The 19,127-nt window shown below is 65.6% G+C and carries 20 protein-coding genes; 10 read left to right on the forward strand and 10 right to left on the reverse strand.

The window, feature by feature from the left end; all coding sequences use genetic code 11:
- On the forward strand, positions 1–770 hold a 770-nt coding region (locus V5A20_RS04650), incomplete at its 5' end, for a M1 family aminopeptidase (protein ID WP_332315269.1).
- A 195-nt stretch (positions 771–965) separates the two neighbouring features.
- Entirely contained in the window at positions 966–2,276 is a 1,311-nt protein-coding gene (locus V5A20_RS04655) for a NupC/NupG family nucleoside CNT transporter (RefSeq protein WP_332315268.1), read from the forward strand.
- A gap of 114 nt (positions 2,277–2,390) precedes the next feature.
- Here V5A20_RS04655 and V5A20_RS04660 read toward each other — a convergent pair whose 3' ends face one another.
- The 5 genes from V5A20_RS04660 to V5A20_RS04680 all read right to left on the reverse strand — a co-directional run bounded on the left by V5A20_RS04660 (position 2,391) and on the right by V5A20_RS04680 (position 6,729).
- Positions 2,391–3,137 (reverse strand): energy transducer TonB, encoded by a 747-nt coding sequence (locus V5A20_RS04660; protein ID WP_332315267.1) that lies wholly within the window; start codon positions 3,135–3,137, stop codon positions 2,391–2,393.
- Positions 3,138–3,250: 113 nt separating this feature from the next.
- Positions 3,251–4,075 (reverse strand): L,D-transpeptidase family protein, encoded by an 825-nt coding sequence (locus V5A20_RS04665; protein WP_332315266.1) that lies wholly within the window; start codon positions 4,073–4,075, stop codon positions 3,251–3,253.
- A 61-nt stretch (positions 4,076–4,136) separates the two neighbouring features.
- A complete protein-coding gene (locus V5A20_RS04670; protein WP_332315265.1) occupies positions 4,137–4,871 on the reverse strand; it encodes an HAD family hydrolase in 735 nt (244 codons plus the stop codon).
- 57 nt (positions 4,872–4,928) lie between these two features.
- Positions 4,929–5,756 carry an enoyl-ACP reductase FabI gene (locus tag V5A20_RS04675; protein WP_332315264.1) on the reverse strand — a complete coding sequence of 276 codons (828 nt, stop codon included), beginning with the start codon at positions 5,754–5,756 and terminating at the stop codon, positions 4,929–4,931.
- 139 nt (positions 5,757–5,895) lie between these two features.
- Positions 5,896–6,729, reverse strand: a complete 834-nt coding sequence (locus tag V5A20_RS04680) for an inositol monophosphatase family protein (protein ID WP_332315263.1) — start codon at positions 6,727–6,729, stop codon at positions 5,896–5,898.
- Positions 6,730–6,868: 139 nt separating this feature from the next.
- On the opposite strand from V5A20_RS04680, the gene V5A20_RS04685 reads away from it, so the two are divergent.
- The 3 genes from V5A20_RS04685 (at position 6,869) to V5A20_RS04695 (ending at position 9,374) form a co-directional block, all read left to right on the forward strand.
- Positions 6,869–7,705, forward strand: coding sequence for a hypothetical protein (locus V5A20_RS04685; protein ID WP_332326818.1), 837 nt, complete (start codon positions 6,869–6,871; stop codon positions 7,703–7,705).
- A gap of 63 nt (positions 7,706–7,768) precedes the next feature.
- On the forward strand, positions 7,769–8,566 hold the full coding sequence (locus V5A20_RS04690) for a biotin--[acetyl-CoA-carboxylase] ligase (RefSeq protein WP_332315261.1): 798 nt from the start codon (positions 7,769–7,771) through the stop codon (positions 8,564–8,566).
- Between the two features lie 37 nt (positions 8,567–8,603).
- The gene (locus tag V5A20_RS04695; RefSeq protein ID WP_332315260.1) at positions 8,604–9,374 is read left to right on the forward strand and encodes a type III pantothenate kinase; all 771 of its coding nucleotides are present in this window, start codon (positions 8,604–8,606) and stop codon (positions 9,372–9,374) included.
- Positions 9,375–9,403: 29 nt separating this feature from the next.
- Here the strand turns inward: V5A20_RS04695 and udk are convergent, their stop codons facing one another.
- From udk to V5A20_RS04710, 3 genes are all read right to left on the reverse strand, one after another.
- Positions 9,404–10,075, reverse strand: a complete 672-nt coding sequence (udk, locus tag V5A20_RS04700; protein WP_332315259.1) for a uridine kinase — start codon at positions 10,073–10,075, stop codon at positions 9,404–9,406.
- A gap of 57 nt (positions 10,076–10,132) precedes the next feature.
- Positions 10,133–10,957: a YaaA family protein gene (locus V5A20_RS04705; RefSeq protein ID WP_332315258.1), complete on the reverse strand. Its 825-nt coding sequence runs from the start codon at positions 10,955–10,957 to the stop codon at positions 10,133–10,135.
- 73 nt (positions 10,958–11,030) lie between these two features.
- Positions 11,031–11,360 carry a YtxH domain-containing protein gene (locus tag V5A20_RS04710; RefSeq protein WP_332315257.1) on the reverse strand — a complete coding sequence of 110 codons (330 nt, stop codon included), beginning with the start codon at positions 11,358–11,360 and terminating at the stop codon, positions 11,031–11,033.
- A gap of 498 nt (positions 11,361–11,858) precedes the next feature.
- On the opposite strand from V5A20_RS04710, the gene V5A20_RS04715 reads away from it, so the two are divergent.
- From V5A20_RS04715 to V5A20_RS04735, 5 genes are all read left to right on the forward strand, one after another.
- The gene (locus tag V5A20_RS04715) at positions 11,859–12,599 is read left to right on the forward strand and encodes an alpha/beta fold hydrolase (RefSeq protein WP_332315256.1); all 741 of its coding nucleotides are present in this window, start codon (positions 11,859–11,861) and stop codon (positions 12,597–12,599) included.
- Between the two features lie 560 nt (positions 12,600–13,159).
- Positions 13,160–13,666: a single-stranded DNA-binding protein gene (locus V5A20_RS04720; protein WP_332315255.1), complete on the forward strand. Its 507-nt coding sequence runs from the start codon at positions 13,160–13,162 to the stop codon at positions 13,664–13,666.
- A 331-nt stretch (positions 13,667–13,997) separates the two neighbouring features.
- On the forward strand, positions 13,998–15,533 hold the full coding sequence (locus V5A20_RS04725) for an acyl-CoA dehydrogenase family protein (RefSeq protein ID WP_332315254.1): 1,536 nt from the start codon (positions 13,998–14,000) through the stop codon (positions 15,531–15,533).
- A 175-nt stretch (positions 15,534–15,708) separates the two neighbouring features.
- A complete protein-coding gene (gene purQ, locus V5A20_RS04730) occupies positions 15,709–16,416 on the forward strand; it encodes a phosphoribosylformylglycinamidine synthase subunit PurQ (protein WP_332315253.1) in 708 nt (235 codons plus the stop codon).
- Between the two features lie 121 nt (positions 16,417–16,537).
- The gene (locus V5A20_RS04735; RefSeq protein WP_332315252.1) at positions 16,538–17,170 is read left to right on the forward strand and encodes a rhomboid family intramembrane serine protease; all 633 of its coding nucleotides are present in this window, start codon (positions 16,538–16,540) and stop codon (positions 17,168–17,170) included.
- A 3-nt stretch (positions 17,171–17,173) separates the two neighbouring features.
- On the opposite strand, the gene V5A20_RS04740 is transcribed toward V5A20_RS04735, so the two are convergent.
- Positions 17,174–17,872 (reverse strand): HAD family hydrolase, encoded by a 699-nt coding sequence (locus V5A20_RS04740; RefSeq protein ID WP_332315251.1) that lies wholly within the window; start codon positions 17,870–17,872, stop codon positions 17,174–17,176.
- 56 nt (positions 17,873–17,928) lie between these two features.
- The gene (locus V5A20_RS04745) at positions 17,929–19,098 is read right to left on the reverse strand and encodes a GNAT family N-acetyltransferase (protein WP_332315250.1); all 1,170 of its coding nucleotides are present in this window, start codon (positions 19,096–19,098) and stop codon (positions 17,929–17,931) included.
- Positions 19,099–19,127 lie beyond the last annotated feature (29 nt).

Here is a 19,127-nt window from a genome sequence, read left to right on the forward strand (position 1 = left end):
CCTGGTTTCCGATGGTCGTGGGGTCCGACGAGCGCCGCTGGGCGTGGATGGACGAGGGCCTCAACACGTTCATGAACCAGTACTCGGCGCTCGACTTCTACGGGCAGGGCCGAGTGCCCCCGGCGAAGGTAATGGGCGGCCTCTCCAACTACGCGACGAAGATGATGGGCTCGCCCTTCGGCGACCAGCCGATCATGACGTACGCCGATCGGGTGCGCGACGACGCCCTCGGCTTCCTCGCCTACCTGAAGCCGGGCTACGGCCTGATGGTGCTGCGCGAGCACGTGCTGGGCCCCGAGCGGTTCGACTCCGCCTTCAAGGAATATTTCGACCGCTGGGCGTACAAGCACCCCAAGCCCGCCGACTTCTTCCGCACCATGGAGGACGTGAGCGGGGAGGACCTGGACTGGTTCTGGCGCAGCTGGTTCTACGAGACCGACGCGCTCGATCAGGCCGTCGACTCCGTCGCAACGGGCGACACGACGCGGGTGACGGTGGCGCAGCGCGACGAGCTGATGCTGCCGGTGACGGTGCAGTTCACCTACGCGGACGGCTCCACGGAGCAGCGACGCATCCCCGCCGAGGCGTTCTACACGCAGGACACCAACACCCTTCGCGTGACGGACGGCCCCCTGCAGCGCATCGCCCTGGACCCGAACCAGATTCTGCCGGACATGAACCGGGGAAACAACACCTGGACGCCGTCGGACACCACGGAATCGTCCATGGACTCCTCCTCGACGGGGTCTTCCTCGAGCTCGGATCGCTAGGGAATTGAGCGTTCATTTCATCTCCCTCTTCGAGGGCACCGGGCCTCCGCCGGGTGCCCTCGTTGTTTTTGGGCACGACGCCCCCTCGCGTGGGGGACACTTGTGTTCGCGTCCATGGTGGTTATCTTACGCTCGGCTTGGAGGGAGGGCTCCGCTCGCCATACTCCCCTCGTCTTATCATCCACACGCGCCTTCATGTCGTTTCCCGTCGCTCTGCTTCGCGGCCTCATCGGCCTGGCTGTCTTCATTGGCATCGCCGTGCTCTTCTCGACCAACCGCAAGGCCATCAACTGGCGCCTCGTGGGCATGGGGATTGGGCTGCAGCTCGTCTTCGCGTTCCTCGTACTGAAGACCGGGCCGGGGGAGATGCTGTTCGACACCCTCGCGACCTTTTTTGACACGCTGCTGTCGTTCACGTACGAGGGGTCGGAGTTCATCTTCGGCGACCTGGGCAACCCGGACGAGGGCAACAACTTTGCCTTCCAGGTGCTGCCGACGATCATCTTTTTCGCCTCGCTGATGGGGGTGCTCTACCACCTGCGCGTCGTGCAGCCGCTCGTGAACGGCATGGGATGGATCATGCAGAAAACCCTGCGCATCTCGGGGGCCGAGTCGCTGGCCGCCGCGGCGAACGTGTTCATCGGGCAGACGGAGGCCCCCCTGGCCGTGAAGCCCTACGTGGAGGACATGACGCGCAGCGAGATCATGACGCTCATGACGGGCGGCATGGCGACGATCGCGGGCGGGGTGCTGGCCGCCTACATCGGGTTCTTGGGCGGGGACTCTCCCGAGTCGCGGCAGCTGTTCGCGAAGCACCTTCTGTCGGCGTCGGTGATGAGCGCGCCCGCGGCGATCGTGATGGCGAAGGTTCTCGTGCCGGAGACCGGGACGCCCAAGACCCAGGGCGGGGCCGAAATTCAGGACACGGAGGAGGCCGACAACGTCATCGAGGCCGCCGCCAACGGCGCGTCCGACGGCCTGCGCCTCGCCCTCAACGTGGGCGCCATGCTACTCGCCTTCCTGGCCCTCATCGGCACCATCAACGCCGGGTTCGAGTGGGTGGGGGCGCCGGTGGTCTACGGCGTCGAGCTCTACAACGTGAACGAGCTCGTGGCGCAGGCGTCCGGCGGCCGCTTCGACGCACTCTCGCTGGAGGCGGTGTTCGGGTTCGTCTTCGCCCCGCTGGCGTGGGCGATGGGCGTGGGGGCGGCCGACATCCTGCAGTTTGGCACGCTGCTCGGCGAGAAGGTGGCCGTGAACGAGTTCGTGGCTTACGCCTCGCTGCGCGACCTCCAGGGAACGATCAGCGAGCGGTCCATGATCATCGGCACGTACGCCCTGTGCGGGTTCGCCAACTTCTCGTCCATCGCGATCCAGATCGGGGGCATCGGGGGCATCGCGCCGTCGCGGAAGAGCGAGATTGCGGCGCTCGGCCTGCGGGCCGTGCTCGGGGGCGCCCTTGCGTCGTGGCTCACCGCCACGGTCGCCGGCGTCCTCGTGGCCTAGCGGGTCCACGCCGTTCCATGTCCCCCCGCCAGCTCCCTCAAACACGCTCGGCCCCTCCGCACGAGGCCGAGGGGCCGAGCACGTCGGCTCCAAACGCAGTGCGTCGCCCCTACACTACCGCATCTGGAACGGAATGTCGAACTGGACCCAGCTGTCGATTGGGGTCCAGTTGCCGTCCTCCAGGACGTAGGCGGGCTGCCACGTCGCCTGGGTGGCGGCCTTCAGGGCAATCCGGTTGAGCGTCGGGTGCGGGCCCGAACGCACCTCCACGGCGTCGGCCCGGGAGGTCGCGTTTTCCCCTTCGCCCTCCACGGCGAGGTGCACCTGCAGCTGCACGACACCGGAGTACTCGTCCGACCGCAGGCTGTCGGGCCAGGGAATGTTGTCGGGGGACTGCTCGCGCTGGGGCTCACGGAAGTACTCGGTGATCGCCTCGTAGGCCACCTTCTGATTCTTGTTCAGCAGATCTGATTTCAGCTCTCCGCTGCTCTGCAGGACTTCCCCGCTCAGGTCCACCTCCTCCAGTTGCGGGGCGGCGTACTCCCCGAAGAGCGAGTCGACGACCCTGGGATTGTTGCGGTAGAGCGGCAGGAGGCTGCGCTTGATTGCCGCCTGGAACTGCTCCTGGGTGACGTCGCCGCTCGCCGACAGTTGCACCTCTGCGTTTTCAACGCCCATTCCGGAGAGGCTGTCGAGGTTAATGAACACCGCCGAGGTGTCGACCCCCTCCGCCCACCAGTGCATGTCCGAGGTCTGCCAGCCGTCCGGCGGCGCCGTAGGACTGCTGCCCCCGCCACACCCAACGACAAAGAGGAAAAGAACGCCTGCGAACGCTGCGGCAATACTGCGGGTCGAAAGCATGATACAATCCTGTAATCGGTGAGATGGGTGAAATTGTGCTACGATGGTAGGAGCCCGGTCCGAAGGCGTTCCCGGTCCGGGCCCGTGTGTGGGCGGGACTCCACCGGTTGCCATTACTCGACGAGCACCGGGGTCCCAACGGGCACCTGCTCCCAGATTACGTCCATGGCCGCGTTGCGAATGGCCACGCACCCCTGTGTCCAGGCGGTCGCGTCGCCGGTGCCGTCGCCGTGAATCTCAATCCACCCGCCCAGGTCCGTGCCCATGGGCGGCATTCGGTGTTCTTCCTGCGCCTGCTTGATCGCCTCGTACTGCGAGCGAGAGATGAGGCCGGCGTCCAGCCCCCGGCGCGCGTCCTCCACCTTCGGGTAGTTGAGCACGAGGGCCTTGTGAAACTGGCTCTGCGGGTTTTTGTGGACCACGTAGAACGTCCCCTCGGGCGTGCGCCAGTGGTCGGGGCGGTCCTCACTTCCGTTGCGCCGCTTGTCCGAGAACGAGTTGTAGGCCATGTCCGCCTCAAAGGTGTGCGCGAGCTCTGCTCCGCGGTACACGTAGACGCGCCGCTCGGCCTTCGAGACACGGATCCAGACATTGGAGAGGGCCGTGTCGGCGACGTAGCCGGTGGTGCCCGTGTCGGTCCGCACCCGGCACCAGCCCCCCTCACACGACAGGCGGCGGACGGGCGTGCGCAGCGACAGCCGGGTCACTGGGGCGTTCAGACTTGGGCGGTTGTGAAGGACGGTGGCCTCTTCGGCCACGTAAAACAGCGGCGTCCTCCGAAGCACCCCGCCTCGGCGGTCAAGCCGTTCCGGCGCCGCTTCCGCCGTCGTCGGGGCGCTCATCCGGGTCGTGTCGGTCGGGGCGCTGGGCTGGGCGACAGCCGCACACAGACCGCTCACCAGTCCCCCAAGAACAAGCACCCATCCTATCGTACGCATGGCACATCGGCGTGTACAGTTCAACTCCAGCTCTTCGGCGCAGTGCGTGATGGAACCCACGCTACGACTCGTTCTGGGCTCGGCAGTATCGGTAGGCGTCCAGGGTGCCCTCAAGAACCGTCCCTTGAGTCACATGGTCCACTTGGTCCCGCACCGTCGCGTCGGCGTTGGCCGGGGCAAACGACGTGCCGACCGCATTGAGGGCCTCCAGGTCGGTCTCGGCGTCACCAATGTACGCCATCTCGTCCAGCGCCAGCCCCAGGCGGTCGGCCAGCCATTCGAGGCCCTCTTGCTTCGTGATCCCGGGCGGGACGACGTCCACCGAGACGTCGGTCGAAAAGACATGGAGGCCGGGCGCCGCCTCGGCCACAAACTGCTCAGTGCGGGACCGCAGCGCCCGAATCTCGTCCGCCTCCGGCGAGACGACGCCGGTCTGCGTGCGCTTGGCATGGTCGAGCGAGAGGCTCGTGCCCGGGACACACTCCGTCACGAACCAGCGCTCCACGACGCGGAGCTTTTCCTCCACCGCGTCGGTCAGGTGTGGGCTCCAGGCGGTCTGGGCCGCCACCGGATCGAACTGCCCGCCCCCGCCTTCGAAGAGCACCGGCGTCGTGAGGGCCAGCGCCTGCGTCATGGCTTCGACGTACGGGTAGGATCGCCCGGAGCAGACGGTGAGGGCCGGGGCCGTCTCCGCCTCGCCCGGAAGCCGACGAAGCGTGTTGAGGCCTGTCAGGTCGTACGCCTCGTAGGGCGTAGCCAGGCACCCGTCGATGTCCGTTACAAACAGCTCGATCACCGCGTTGGAACGTCGGTCGGTTGAACGCTGGACCGTTGAACACGCAACGTTCACTCGCTATTCCTCGTCCGCAAACGACTCCTCCATCGCCTCCACGATCGCGTCGGAGATGCCCATGCTGGAGAAGCCGCCGTCATGGTAGAGCGTCTGCATGGTGACCATGCGCGTGAGGTCGCTGAGAAGCGTCACGGCGTAGTCGGCACAGCTGTCGGCGTCGGCGTTGCCGAGGGGGGCGACGCGTTCGGCAAACTCGTACATCGCGTCGAAGCCCTCGATGCCGGAGCCGGCGGTCGTCTTCGTGGGGCTCTGGGAGATGGCGTTGATGCGGATGTTGCGCTCACCAAGCCGGTAGCCGAAGGAGCGCACAATGCTTTCCAGCAACGCCTTGGCGTCGCCCATCTCCGAGTACTTCGAGAAGATGCGCTCGGCCCCAATGTAGCTCATCGCCAGGATCGACCCGCCGTCGTCGATCGCCTCGGTGTCGAGGGCGTGGTTCACGATGCGGTGCAGGCTCACGGCCGAGACGTCGAGCGTCTGCTCGTACCAGTTGTAGTTGAGGTCCTCGTAGGGCACGTCCTTGCGCACGTTGACGCCCATCCCGATGGAGTGGACGATGAAGTCGATCGACCCGTACTCGTCCTTCACGTCTTCGAAAAGGGCGGCGAGCTCCTCGTCGTCGGTGGCGTCGGCCCAGATGATGGGGCTGTCCGTCTCGTCCGCGAGCTCGTCGAGCGAGCCGAGGCGGCGGGCCACCGGGGCGTTGGAGAGGACAAACTCCGCTCCTTCGCGGTGGCAGGCCTGCGCGATCGACCAGGCAATGCTGTCGTCGTTGAGGGCGCCGAAGATGACACCCGTCTTTCCGTCGAGCAGATCGTGACCGTCCATGGCGTATCAAGTTCAATTTGAAGAGCAGTATCGAGGAGGTCGTTCTTCCGTGATTCGTGAGACGTGATTCGTGAGATCGGTATCGAGGAGGCGGAGCTCACGCATCACTCCTTACAAATCATTCCTCACGCATCATTCCTCACAGCCGCACGTCGTCCATCGGGGCCAGCTGGGCCAGCAGACCGGCGTGCACCGGCCCGTTGGTGGCGCACATCTGTTGGTCGAACACGGGCGTGAGCCCGGCCTCGTCGTGGTAGTTCGTGACCCGCCCGCCGCCTTCGCGCACGAGCAGGGCGCCCGCCGCCACGTCCCAGGGGTTGAGTCCCGTCTCGAAGAAGCCGTCGAACCGGCCACAGGCCGTCCACGCCAGGTCGATGGCCGCGGAGCCGTGCCGACGCACCCCCTGGGCCTCGCGGAGCACGCCGGCCAGCACGTCCAGGTACCGCTCCGTATGCTCGAAGCGGCGGTACGGGAACCCCGTCGCCAGGAATGCTTCTTCGAACGCACTCCTCCCACTTACGCCCGCCGCCTTCCCGTTCACCTGGAGGCCGTGCTCGGCCACGGCGGTAAACAGCTCGTCGCGCGGCACGTCCAGCACCACGCCAACCACAATCTCGTCCTCCTCCTGCAGCGCAATGCTGACGGCGTAGGGCGGCACGTGATGCATGAAGTTCGTCGTGCCGTCGATCGGGTCCACGATCCAACGCCGCCCCGAGACGACCGGTGGGTCTCCGTCGGCCGCCGCTCCTTCCTCGGCGAGGATGGCGTCCCGTGGAAACATCTCGCGGAGGTGCTCGACGATAACCGCCTGGGCCCGCTCGTCGGCCTCAGTCACAAAATCGTTCTGGCCCTTGTCGCGCACGTCGCTGGGCGTGCCGGCCTGTTCCCGGATGACGGCGGCGGCCTGCCGCGCCGCCCGCACGGCCGTGTCGAGAAGCAAATCGTACGGCGAATCGTGCGTAGGAGAGTCCATCTGTGCACGGTCAATTGCGAGCGTCAATGCCCGAACGCCCCGAAGACTTTACGAAGCCCCTTGCGCGGACCGAAACTTTTGTCCGGGTTTGGGCTAGCGGTACCGGAATGCGTCCCAACATATAAACCGACGATGAGTGATGCAGCCCGCCCCTCTCAAACGCGCCCGTTTTTTACATATCGTGATGGGCGGGTGGCTCCTCGTGGTCGGAAGTCTGGGCTGCACCTCCCCTCCGGAGCACGGAAGAGGATCCGCCGCGTTCGGCGCCCTCGACACGACGGAGGCCACGGACGTGCCGCGGGACTCGGTGCTGGCCGTTCTTTCGCGGCTGAATCGGACGGCGTTTGATTCGGCCTTTGCTCGCCTCGACGCGTACGCCGTCACCCGACACGTGCGCACCGAGCAGCTGGACACGACCGGGGCCGTCACGGCGCATCGCACGCGCACGCTCCGATACTCGCCCGGTACGGCCCCCGGAACGATCCAGCGGGCCGACTCGGCGGGCCGGTTCCAGGCCGGTGGGCTGCTGGCGCGCCTCACCCCTGCGCAGTCCCGCCGCGCCCGTCCCGGCAACGTGGCGCCCCAGGCCCTTCCCGACCGCCCGGCGTACCTCGCCGCCCGGACGCAGGAGGCCTACCGGTACGCCCTCCGCCGCGACTCGCTCCTGGACGGCACGCCGACCCACGTGGTGGAGGCAAAGGCGCGCCTGGACGAGCGAGGCGCCGACCAGAGCATCCGGTACGCCCGGCTCACGATCGACCGCGCGTCGCACGAGCTCGTGGGCCTCACCACCACCCGCGCCAGCCAACTTCTGCTGTTTCGCGAACGGAGCCAGGTCACGCTTCGCCTCCGCCGGGCCCCCGATGCCGCCTGGGTGCCGCACCTGACCCGCGTTCGGGCCCTCGTGGACGTGCCCCTCCGGGCACCCCGCCAGTTTCGCACGGTCTCGGCGTACTACGGGTACGACACCCGCTGACCGCCGGGCCCCGCACGCACCGCCGCAGATGCCCTCTGCTTTCCTGCACCGACGCTCTCTTCTATGTCTCTGCCCCTCGTTGAGAACACGCAGGACCGGCTCTCTACCGACCGCCTCGGACAGTCGATGCGCGGCTTCGAGGAGGTCGGCTCGACGAACGAGCGGGCGGCCCGGTGGGCGGCGGAGGGTGCGCCGGAGGGCGCCACGGTGCTCACCGACTACCAGACGACCGGACGGGGCCGACACGGGCGCGACTGGACGGCCGACAAGGGCCGCAACCTCCTCTTCTCGGTCGTGCTCCGCCCCACGCTGTCTCCGGACCGGTTTGGCCTGCTTACGGTGGCGGCGGGCGTGGCCGTCGCCGAGGCGGTTGAGGCCTTCGTCTCGCCCCACGCGGCCGCCCTCAAGTGGCCCAACGATGTCCTCCTGGAGGGCCGCAAGACCTGCGGCATCCTGCTGGAATCGTCCCTCGCCCCGCCCAACACCGACGCCGTGGTCGTGTTGGGGGTCGGCCTCAATGTCAATCAAACCGACTTCCCCGACGCCCTGACCGACACGGCCACCTCGCTCCGCCTCACGACTGGCCGCTCTGTGCCGCGGCCCCCGCTCCTGGCCCGCCTCCTCCGGGCCCTCGAACGCCGGTACGACGCCGTGCATGCCGGCGACGCTGCGTCCGTCCGCGCTGCGTTCCGTACGCGCCTCGCCTCCCTCGGGGCCACTCGGACCCTCCACGTCCCCGGCACCGACGAGGCCCTTACGGGTACGGTGCAGGGCATCACGAAGACCGGGGCGCTGCGCCTGCGGACGGCCGACGGCACGACCACCGCGGTCCACGCAGAGGACGTGACGAGCCAGCGCTGAGGACCGGTCCGCCCCAAGCATCGCCTCTTCCCCCACCATGCTTCTTGCCCTCGACGTCGGAAACAGCGCCGTGAAGGGAGGGCTCTTCTCGGAGGAGGAGCTCGACCGCACGTTCTCCATCGACCCTCCCGACGAGGCCCCCGACCCGGCTGCCTACTGGCGGAAGGCCCTCGCCTCCGCCCTGGCCGACGAGACGATCGAACAGATCGGGCTCGTGTCGGTCGTCCCTGCCTGGACCGACGCCGTGACTCGCGCGCTCCAGGCCGTCACGGACGCCCCCGTCACGATCATTGGGCCCGACATGACACTGCCCTTCACCCTCGACTACGACACCCCCGACACGCTGGGCACCGATCGGCTGGCCGCAGCGGCCGCCGGGTGGGTCCGGCACGGGCGCGCCCCGCCCCGCAGCGTCATCGTGGTGGACGCCGGGACCGCGGTCAACTACGAGGTGGTGCACCGGGACGGCGTCTATCAGGGCGGAGCAATCGGGCCGGGCCCGGCTCTCACGCGCACGGCGCTTCAGGGCGGCACCGCACAGCTTCCGAACGTGCCGTTGCACCCTCCGGCCACACCCATAGGCGCCTCCACCGCAGCGGCCCTGCAGAGCGGCATCCTGTGGGGCTTCATCGACAGCGTGCAGGGCATGACAAACCGCCTCGCCGACCGGCTCCCCGACGCCCCGCAACTGGTCCTCACGGGCGGCTGGAGCTCCCTTCTCACCGCCCCCCTCGGCCCTGAGACGTCGCACGCCCCGCATCTCGTGCTGTGGGGCGTGCGCCGGCTGACAGAGACAAACAGGGGGTAGTCCGTTCTCTCTTCGGCACCGCGGCGGTGCTACGCCTGCAGCGTCCCTTGCTCCACCAGCCGGAGCAGTTCCTGAATCCGCGACATGACCATCTGGGTGGCCACCTCGTTGTGCCCCCCTCGCGGAATGATGATGTCGGCCTCCCGCTTCGAGGGCTCCACAAACTCAAGGTGCATGGGGCGCACCGTCCGCTCGTACTGGCGCAGGATGCCCTCAATGGAGCGCCCGCGCTCCTGCATGTCTCGGCGGATGCGACGCATGAGCCGAATGTCGTCGGCCGCGTCGACGTAGATCTTGATGTCCATGCGCTCCTCCAGGGCCGACTCGGCCAGCACGAGGATGCCCTCGATAATGATGACGGGCCGCGGCTCTACCGTCTCGGTCTCCTCGCGGCGCGTGTGCGTGGTGAAGTCGTACACCGGCTTCTCGATCGCCTGTCCCTCGATGAGGTGGTCGATGTGCTCCCGCATGAGCGAGGTCTCCAGCGCATCGGGATGGTCGAAGTTGAAGCGTGCCCGTTTCTCGGGAGAGAGGTGAGAAAGATCCCGGTAGTAGGCGTCGTGGTCGAGGACGGCAATCGGGTCCGCCCCGAATTCTTCAATGATGTGGTGGAGGACCGTCGTCTTCCCCGATCCAGATCCGCCAGCAATGCCAATAACGACTGGAGGGTTCATGGGCATCGGGACGCGAGGGGTAGGCATGCGCTGGCAATGGGGGAATCAGAGCAGGGGCTCGAACAGATTCGCCGACAAGTCGGCTTACTCCTGTACCATGACGATCGTCCAGGTTTTTGTGTCCTCGTCGTAGGTGGAGGCGTCCTCGTCGAACGTCAGTTCGTCGGATTCCTCTTCCGACCACTCGCGAAGGTCTTCCATCTCCTCGGCCGTCTCCTGCACGATAAAGTTCACGAACTGACCACGCTGCACCTCCAGGTCCTCTCCGGTGATGGGCACCCGCTCTCCATCCTCGACGCGCTCGAACTGCACCTCCACGCGGGCCGTGTACGTGTGCTCGTCGGTCCACGCATTTCGGTGCACCTCGGGGAGCAGATCCCACACCCACCGATCCTCAAGGCTGTCGTTGAGCATGGGACTGATGATGGGCCGCCAGTAGTCGGCCACCGGCCCTACGTCCGGCAGGGAGACCCCCATGCCAAGCTGGTAGTTCGGAATCAGGTCGTCGGGACGCAAGAGCCCAAATAGGCCAGACAGGATGACTCCGTTTTCGAGAAGGCGGCGCTGGGCCCCTGTCGGAAGGTTCGCAAAGTCCATGGCGGCGTACATCACCCCTGGGCTGTACCGGTCGAGCGCCGACATGAGCGGGGCGTCGTAGATTTCTTCGTTGACGCGGATGGCCTCCTCCAGCTGATAGTCCTCTACCCCAAACACCTCCGCGAGCGCCTCATCGTCCGACTCGTTGATCACCTCCTGGAGCGTATCGATCAGTTCACGCCGGTCGGGATTGAGGGCGTCGTAGTAGTTGAACGTGCCCGACGTGCGGTAATCAAACATGTCCGGGGCAAACGGATTTCCCCCAGGCTGCTTTTGGTCAGCGGGGGACAGCAGGACGGTCAGATCTGGCATGTAGAGATGGGTCGGTCAATCGATGGCGGTAGAGAAGGGAGCGGGCGGAGGGCCACTCCGGCGCGAGACGGGGTCAGTCCGTGTCCTCGGCCTGGGATGCCTGGCGAAGCTTTTCCATAAGCGTGTCGATGTCGTCACGGATGTGATCGGCCCGGGCCTCAGCGTCCTCCACCACGGCATCACTGTCGCGACGGCCCTCCCTCTCGGCCCCGGACTGAAGGAGCCGGCGGAAAAACCCCTCCGTCTGCGCCGACAGCCGCTCCAGCTGATACGCAACGCGGCGACGAGCATCAGGCCCCCGCTTCGGGGCGAACAGCATGCCCAATGCAAACCCGACCGCCCCCCCGGCCAGTGCACTGCACACTCCGATTCGAGCGGCACGTTTCTGTGACGTCTTCTTCATGAACAATTGGCGGGCTGGAAAAGAAAGATATGGAGTGAACGATCCGTTTTCATACTGAATACCGAAAATTCAGTTTCTCTAGCGCAGAGCAGGAGACCCTTTTTCGGAAGGACTCCTGCCGCTCGCTGCGTCGATCTCTTTCGCAAATCTTCGTTGCCCTCGCTGCCTCGACCCAGCGGCACCACGGAAGACGGGTGAACCCGTTGGGCTTCGGAGCTTTGAATGTTACTGACCTCGTGCGTTTCTTGCAAGACGTATTTGGGAATCTACACGGCCTTTGCCTACGCGCCTCGGGGCCTTCTGCTGTTCCCCACCAACCGGACTGGGGGCTTGGCTGGATCCGATGCCCGCCCCCCGTCGCCCAGAACGTCGCCCCACATACCCTCAAGCGGCCCGCCCTCACTGACGACGAGTCTACGACGTATGCACGAAACCCCCTTTCCCATCCACGAAACAGGCTCTTTCAGGTACAATGTGGAGGGCCCCGCTGATTCTCCCATGCCCCCAATCGTCCTTCTGCATGGGATGCTGGGGGATTTGAGCAACTGGGTCGACACCGTCGAGGCCCTCTCGGGCAACGGCTACCGGGTGCTTGCTCCCATCCTTCCGGTGTACGACTTTCCCTTGTCGGAGACCGGCGTGCCACGCCTCACAAGGCACGTCCATGATTTCGTGGAGGCGCTCGATCTCGACTCCGTCATCCTGGTCGGCAATTCGCTCGGGGGCCACGTCGCGCTTCTCTACGCGCTGGACCACCGGGAGAACGTCCACGCCATGGTGCTCTCCGGATCGTCCGGCATTTACGAAACCACAATGGGGTCCTCGTTCTTCCGACGCCAAGACCGCGAGTTCATCCGGGAACGCACCGAGATGACCTTCTACGACCCCGCCCACGCGACCGAGGAGCTGGTCGACGACATGCTCGAAATTGTAAACGACCGGCCGCGGGCCTTTCGCCTGCTCAAGATCGCCCGCTCGGCCGACGAAGAAACCGTCACCGAACGGCTTTCACAACTCGACATGCCGTCGCTGCTGGTATGGGGACGAAACGACATCGTCACCCCGCCCGAGGTGGGGGAGGAATTTCGCGACCGGATGCCGAACGCCCGCCTCGAGTTCATCGACGAATGCGGGCACGCCCCGATGATTGAGCACCCGGACACGTTTAACGCACTGACGCTCGAGTTTTTGGAGGAGCTTGCCGAAGAGGCCCAACTCACGTCGTCGTCTGGCCGCTAGCCCCCGCCCCCTGTCTAGTGGGGCGGACAACTGTGTGACGAAGCGTACGCCCCGCCCTGCATGGACCGGCGCTCATTCACAAAACGGCCGGGGCATCCCAGGTTGGCACATGCATTGCATGCAAACCAATGTACAGCGTCGGTCGCGTGCGCGGTCACGTTGTGCGGGACCTTACAGTCCCCAGGAGGCCTCCATCCTTGCCGGGCAGATGCGTCTTTGGGTGAGCGCATCTGCCCGGCTTTCTTTGTGAGGGGATTGAGCAGGGGTGCTGATTGGAGACCATCCTGCCTGCAGCCGCAGGCCCAACCGCTTCTGTCCGTTGTCGTGCCCGGGGCCGCTTCATTTTTTCTGTTTGGGAGATGCGTTATGTTGTGGCCCCTCCGTGTGTCTATGGAACGAATTGCGGTCTGCGCTCTTCCCTTGCCGTTCGTCTGCGTCGCGACGGCTCGGGACACTTCCCGCGGCTCGTCGTATAGGGCAGTCCAGGATTGCAGTCAGAACTGCAAAAGGAGGGGCTCGGGCGCTCATCGATCTTCGAACAATACGGCTAGGTGGTCACCATGGCACGCGGAGTCAACAAGGTTATTCTCATCGGCAACCTCGGCGACGATCCCGAACTCCGGTACACCGGCAGCGGGACGGCCGTCTGCAACATGTCCCTCGCAACCAACGAGACCTACACCGACAGCGACGGCAACGAGGTACAAAACACCGAGTGGCACGACGTGGTGGCGTGGGGGCGGCTCGGAGAGATCTGCAACGAGTACCTTGACAAGGGCTCTCAGGTCTACTTCGAGGGGAAGCTCCAGACCCGCTCCTGGGAAGACCGCGACGACAACACGCGCTACTCGACGGAGGTGAAGGCCCAGGAGATGATGTTTCTCGACAGCAACCGGCAGGGGGGAGCAGACATGGACGGCTTCAACCAGGCACGCGGGGAGGAGGACCTTGACCAGACCCGTGAGGAACAGCCCGCCGGGCCCTCCGGCCCACAGCCTGAGCAGCAGAACTCTTCGGGCAGTGGGGACGAGGACACGTTCGAGCCCGACGACGACCTCCCGTTCTAGGACCTCCTGTTTTAGGCAACACGGGAGACTGCCGGCCCCCCGGCGTCCTTCGCTCCCACTCTCCGAGAGGAGGAAGGCCGAAAGAACCTCGGCCTTCCTCCTTTTCGTAGTTCTATTCGGGCCGGCCCTCCGGTTTTCCCCTCCCCGCGGCGTGAACGCAACATGTTCTTGGGGCCACTCCGACGATTTGTTGCAGCTTCGTTTGCAGATCCCTCTTCTACAATCGATCTTTTTCAACGTGCACTCGTTGTGAGAAGATGATCATGCAGCACCCGTACTCCGCCTACGGCCCCTGATTCGGGCCCACTGTCTCCTCGAGACCCCCCACACAATGAGCATCGCCTCTTACGTATCCGAAGACCTCGGGACCTCCGTTGAATTCGAGACGTTCCGGGACGCCTTCCGCAAGAAGCTCCACAAGGTCTTCAGAATGCGGGGCGACTTCGATTCCGTGAGCACGCAGCGGGGCCTTCCGCCGTTCATGATGCGGGAGATTCAGTCGATGACCCCGCTCTCGGTCTTTATTCCCGAAGCGTACGGGGGACGGGGCGGCCACGTCCACGAGTGCCAGTCGATTCTTGCCACGGCCTCCTACGAGTCGCTCGCCCTCTCCTTGACCCTGGGCATCAACGGCGCCCTGTTTTTGCAGCCCCTCACGAAGTACGGTGCCGATCCCATCAAGGCCCCCATCTTCGAGCGCTTCATCGAGGAGAAAAACCTGGGCGGCCTCATGATCACAGAGCCCGACTACGGGACCGATGCCCTCAGCATGGAAACCTCCTACACGGAGATGGAGAATGGGGACTATCACCTCACGGGCACGAAGCACTGGGCCGGCCTCACGGGCTGGGCTGACTTCTGGCTCGTGACGGCCCGACGGCAGGGCGCCAATGGCGACCTGGGCCGCGACATCGACTTCTTCGTCGCCGACATGAACCGGCCGGAGCAGATGATCGAGGTGGAGGAGTTTTACGAAAACCTCGGGCTTTACATGATTCCATACGGGCGCAACCACGTCGACATTCAGGTCCCGGCGGAGCACCGCCTGCAGCCCGAGAGCACGGGCATTAAGATGATGCTCGACACCCTGCACCGGAGCCGGATCGAGTTTCCCGGAATGGGCATGGGCTTCCTCCAGCGCATCCTCGACGAGGCCCTGGCACACTGCAAGGAACGGTTCGTGGGCGGCAAGCCGCTGCTCGAGTACGACCAGGTGCAGCGCCGCGTGGCAGACATCCAGGCCGCCTACACGGCATGTTCGGCCATGTGTCTCCATACCAGCGAGCACGCCGGCACCGACAACAACCTCGCCGGCGAGGCCCTCTCGGCCAACGCCACCAAGACGGTGGTGACCGACCTCATGCAGAATGCGGCCCAGTCGCTCCTGCAGCTGACCGGGGGCAAGGGATACCGGCTCGACCACGTGGCCGGCCGTTCGGTGGTCGACAGCCGCCCGTTCCAGATCTTCGAGGGCTCGAACGACGTCCTCTACCAGCAGATTTCGGAGGCGATTCTAAAGTCCATGCGCCAGACGAAAGAGCGGAACCTCCGCTCGTTTTTGGAGGACCACGAGCCGACCGCCCGCGCGACGGAGTACGTCTCCGAAGCGCTCGACTTTGAGGTCGACCAGTCACTCTCGCAGCGCAAGCTCGTGGACCTGGGCCGCGTTCTGGGACGCGTCGTGACGATGGAGATGGTCATCGAGCTTGGGGATCGGGGCTTCCGGAGCGATCTGATCTCCAATTGCCTGCAGTCGTTCCAGGAAAAGGTCGAGCGCCTGCTCGCCTCGTACGGACGCTCGCAGACCCCGTCCGTGATCGACGATTACGTGGACGGGAGCGCGTGGCTCGATTACGTGAACGCGTAGGGGCCTGCCCTTCTCGTCAGCGACTGTTCCCTCCGTCCAAGCCCTGCTTCGAACGGACCGGTATTGCGTACTTCGTATTGCGCAAACAGCGAGTGGTGGATCGTGCGAGATGCGCAATACGGAATACGCCCCCACTCCCCCATCGCTGCTCTGGCTTCCATCCCTCTGAATTCCCATGCCCGTCCGTTTCGGCGTCGTCGTTTTCCCCGGGTCGAACTGCGATCACGACGCGTACCACGCCGCCCACCACGTCTTCGACCAGGAGGCGCGGCTCATCTGGCACGAGGAGGAGACGCTCGGAGACGTGGACGTGGTGGTCGTGCCGGGCGGATTCTCGTACGGGGACTACCTGCGATCCGGCGCCGTCGCCCGCTTCTCGCCCATCATGGAGGACGTGGTGCGGTTCGCCGAGGCGGGGGGGCTCGTGTTCGGCATCTGCAACGGCTTTCAGGTCCTCTGCGAGGCGGGGCTCCTGCCCGGCACCCTCCTGCGCAACGAGTCGCTCCGCTTCATCTGTAAGGACACCCCTCTCCGCGTCGAGAACGCCGACACCCCCTTCACGAACGCCCTGACGGAAGGCCAAGTCGTGACGATTCCCGTCTCCCACGGCGAAGGCCGCTACTACGCCGACGAGGACGTGCTCGCCCGCATCGAGGCCCACGACCAGGTGCTCTTCCGCTACTGCACGGCGGACGGCGAGGTCACCGGCGACGCCAACCCGAACGGCTCGGTGCACGGCATCGCCGGCCTCGTAAACGAGGCGGGCAATGTGTGTGGCCTCATGCCCCATCCGGAGCGCTGCGTGGAGTCGCTCCTCGGAGGGGACGACGGCCGACTCGTCTTCGAGTCGCTTCTCGATCACGTCTCTCCCGTCGCGGCGTGAGGATGGACTGCGGGTGTGCGCATCCTCCCTGTTGGGAGAAGCAGCCTCCCCTCTTCATTCTCGTTGTCCTCTGCTTGCTCTTCGCTTCCCCCACGCGCCCTTCCCCCCGCCCGTCCACTGAATGGAGCGTCTTCTCGAAGCCCCCGTCACGCTCGCGCTGTTGCTCTCCAACCTCGGCGTGAGCCTCTACGCCTTCAGTGACCCGTCCCTCCTCCGTGAGCTGTCGTTCCGGCCCCACCGCATCCGGGCGCACCGTGAACTCTACCGGTTTCTCACCGCCGGATTTGTGCATGCGAGCGGCACGCACCTGGCCTTCAACATGATCACGTTCTATTTCTTTGGGCCCCTGCTGGAGGGCATTTTGGGCGTCGGGGCGTTTCTGCTGCTCTACTTTGGCTCCGAGCTCGCCGCCCACGCCCTCACGTTCGCCGCGCACCGCAGCGACCCGCAGTATTCGGCCGTCGGGGCATCGGGCGCCATCAGTGGGGTCGTGTTCGCGTTCTGCGTGTTCTTTCCGCTTCGCAACCTCTATCTGTTTTTCGCACTGCCCATCCCGGCCATTCTCTTCGCCTTCGGGTACGTATTCGGGTCGATCTACGCGATGGGCGGGGACCAGCAACAGGGCGGCGTGGGGGACTGGATCGCCCACGAGGCCCATGTGGGCGGGGCCCTTGCGGGGGTCGTGCTCACAATTCTGCTCGAGCCGCGCGCCGTGCAGGTCTTCCTGGACTCGTTCCGGCAGCTTTTCGGGTAGCCCTCAGCACAGCCGGTCGCGCAGCTCGGCCCAGTCCGAGAAGGCGAAGCTTCGTTCGTTCGTCGACTGGCCGTTGGTGCCGTTCCGGGCGTACCAGGCCACGCGCCACCCCACCGGCTGGGCGCCCTCCACGTCGGACTGGTACGAGTCGCCGACGTAGAGCACGTCCTCGTGGGAAACGCCTGCCACTTCTGTGGCGTGGTCGAAGATGTCCGGATCGGGCTTGAGAACGCCGACGTCCTCACAAATCACGAGGGCCTCGGACCGCTCGCGGAGCTCGGGGAACTGGTCGAGCTTCTTCTCCTGCACCTCCGCAAAGCCGTTCGTGAGCAGCCCCACCGGGTGGCGATCGGCGATGGCCCCAAACGCGTCTTGTGCCCCCGGAATGAAGGCCCAGTGCTCGGCGTAGCGCTGCATGTAGTACCGGGCGATGAGGGTCGCGTCGGCGTGGGGGGCGTCCACGGCCTCCAGCAACCCTTCGAACCGCTGCTGCTGCACCGTCCGCTTGCCGATCTCGCCGTCGGCGTACCGGCGCCAGAGCGGAGCGTTGATGGTGTGGTAGGTCTCCTGCAGTTCGTCGACCGAGAGGGCCCCGAAGATGGTCAGGTAGCGGGCCCGCACGTCGGCCAGGGCCTTCCGCTCGGCCTTCTGATGGTCGAGCAGGGTGTCGTCGAGGTCAAAGTAGACGAATTCGGGATCCATCGTGGGGGGATGATTTCGAAAGACGGGCGTCAACGTGCAGTCGACCGGGCGCGTCCTCAGTCGTGGGCTGGAAGGGCCGTCTCAAACATTGCGTACTCCTTATCCACGACGCCGCCCAGCGACTCGACGTGGTTCTTGAGGCGGTCGTTCGTGTCGAGCACCCAGCTCATCTCGCAGGCCGGGTAGCCATTCGCCGGTCCGTTTTCGATGGTGGCGAGGACGAGCATGCTGTCCAGCCCTTTCCCCTGGTAGTCCTTCCGAACGCCCATGAGGGGCATGCGACACTTGTGGACGCCGTACTGCATGTGCAGGAACAGCGTCGTGAGGCCGGACGGCACCCCGTACGGAAAGAGGCGGCCATCGGGGACGTGCTGCAGCGCCTGATTGACGTCCGGAAGCGCCACCGAGAAGCCCACCGGGGTGCCCTCGTGCTCGACGAAGAAAACAATCTCCGGGTCCACAATCTGCCTCAACTCGTCGGCGAGCTGCTGAAGCTCCCCTTCCGTCATGGGCACGAAGCCCCAGTTTTCGGACCACGCGTCGTTGTAGATCTCGCGGACGGTGCGGACCTCCTCCTCGAGGCGGTCCATGTCGAGCGTGCGCAGGGAGAGGCCCGGCGTGCGCCGTTTCACAATCTCGACCCCTCGCTGCAGCCGCTCGTACTCCGCGTACTTCTTGTGGAGGTAATACGCCCACATCGTCATGGCTCGCTCGAGCCCGTAGCGCTCCAAGAAGGCCTCGTGGTACGGGGGATTGTAGGGCATGAGGACCGACGGCCGCCGGTCGAACCCATCCACCAGCAACCCGGCCGTGTCGTTGAGCGACGGGTTGGCCGGGCCGCGCATGCGCTCCAGGTCCTGCTCGCGGAGCCAGTCGGCGGCGGCATCGAGGAGCGCCTCGGCCACGGCGTAGTCCTCCACACACTCGAAGAAGCCAAAGAATCCGGTCGCGTCCTCGTGCTTCTGCAGGTGCATGCCGTTCACGATGCCGGCGATGCGCCCGATGGCCGCGCCCGAAGCGTCCTCGGCCAAAAACAGCTGCATGTCGCCGTGCTCGAAGAAGGCGTTCGAGGACGGGTCGAGCGTGTCCTTCACGTCACGGCGCAGCGGCGGCACCCACTGCGGGTAGCGCCCCGGATAGAAATCGTACGGCACGTCGATGAATCGCTGCCGATCGCGCGTTCCCTCCACGGGGCGGATGGTCACGGCGGTGGCGGAAGCCGGCATGCGAGGGGAGGGACCTGTGAGGGACAACG

The sequence above is a fragment of the Salinibacter sp. genome (genome assembly GCF_036626415.1).
Classification (GTDB): Bacteria; Bacteroidota; Rhodothermia; order Rhodothermales; family Salinibacteraceae; genus Salinibacter.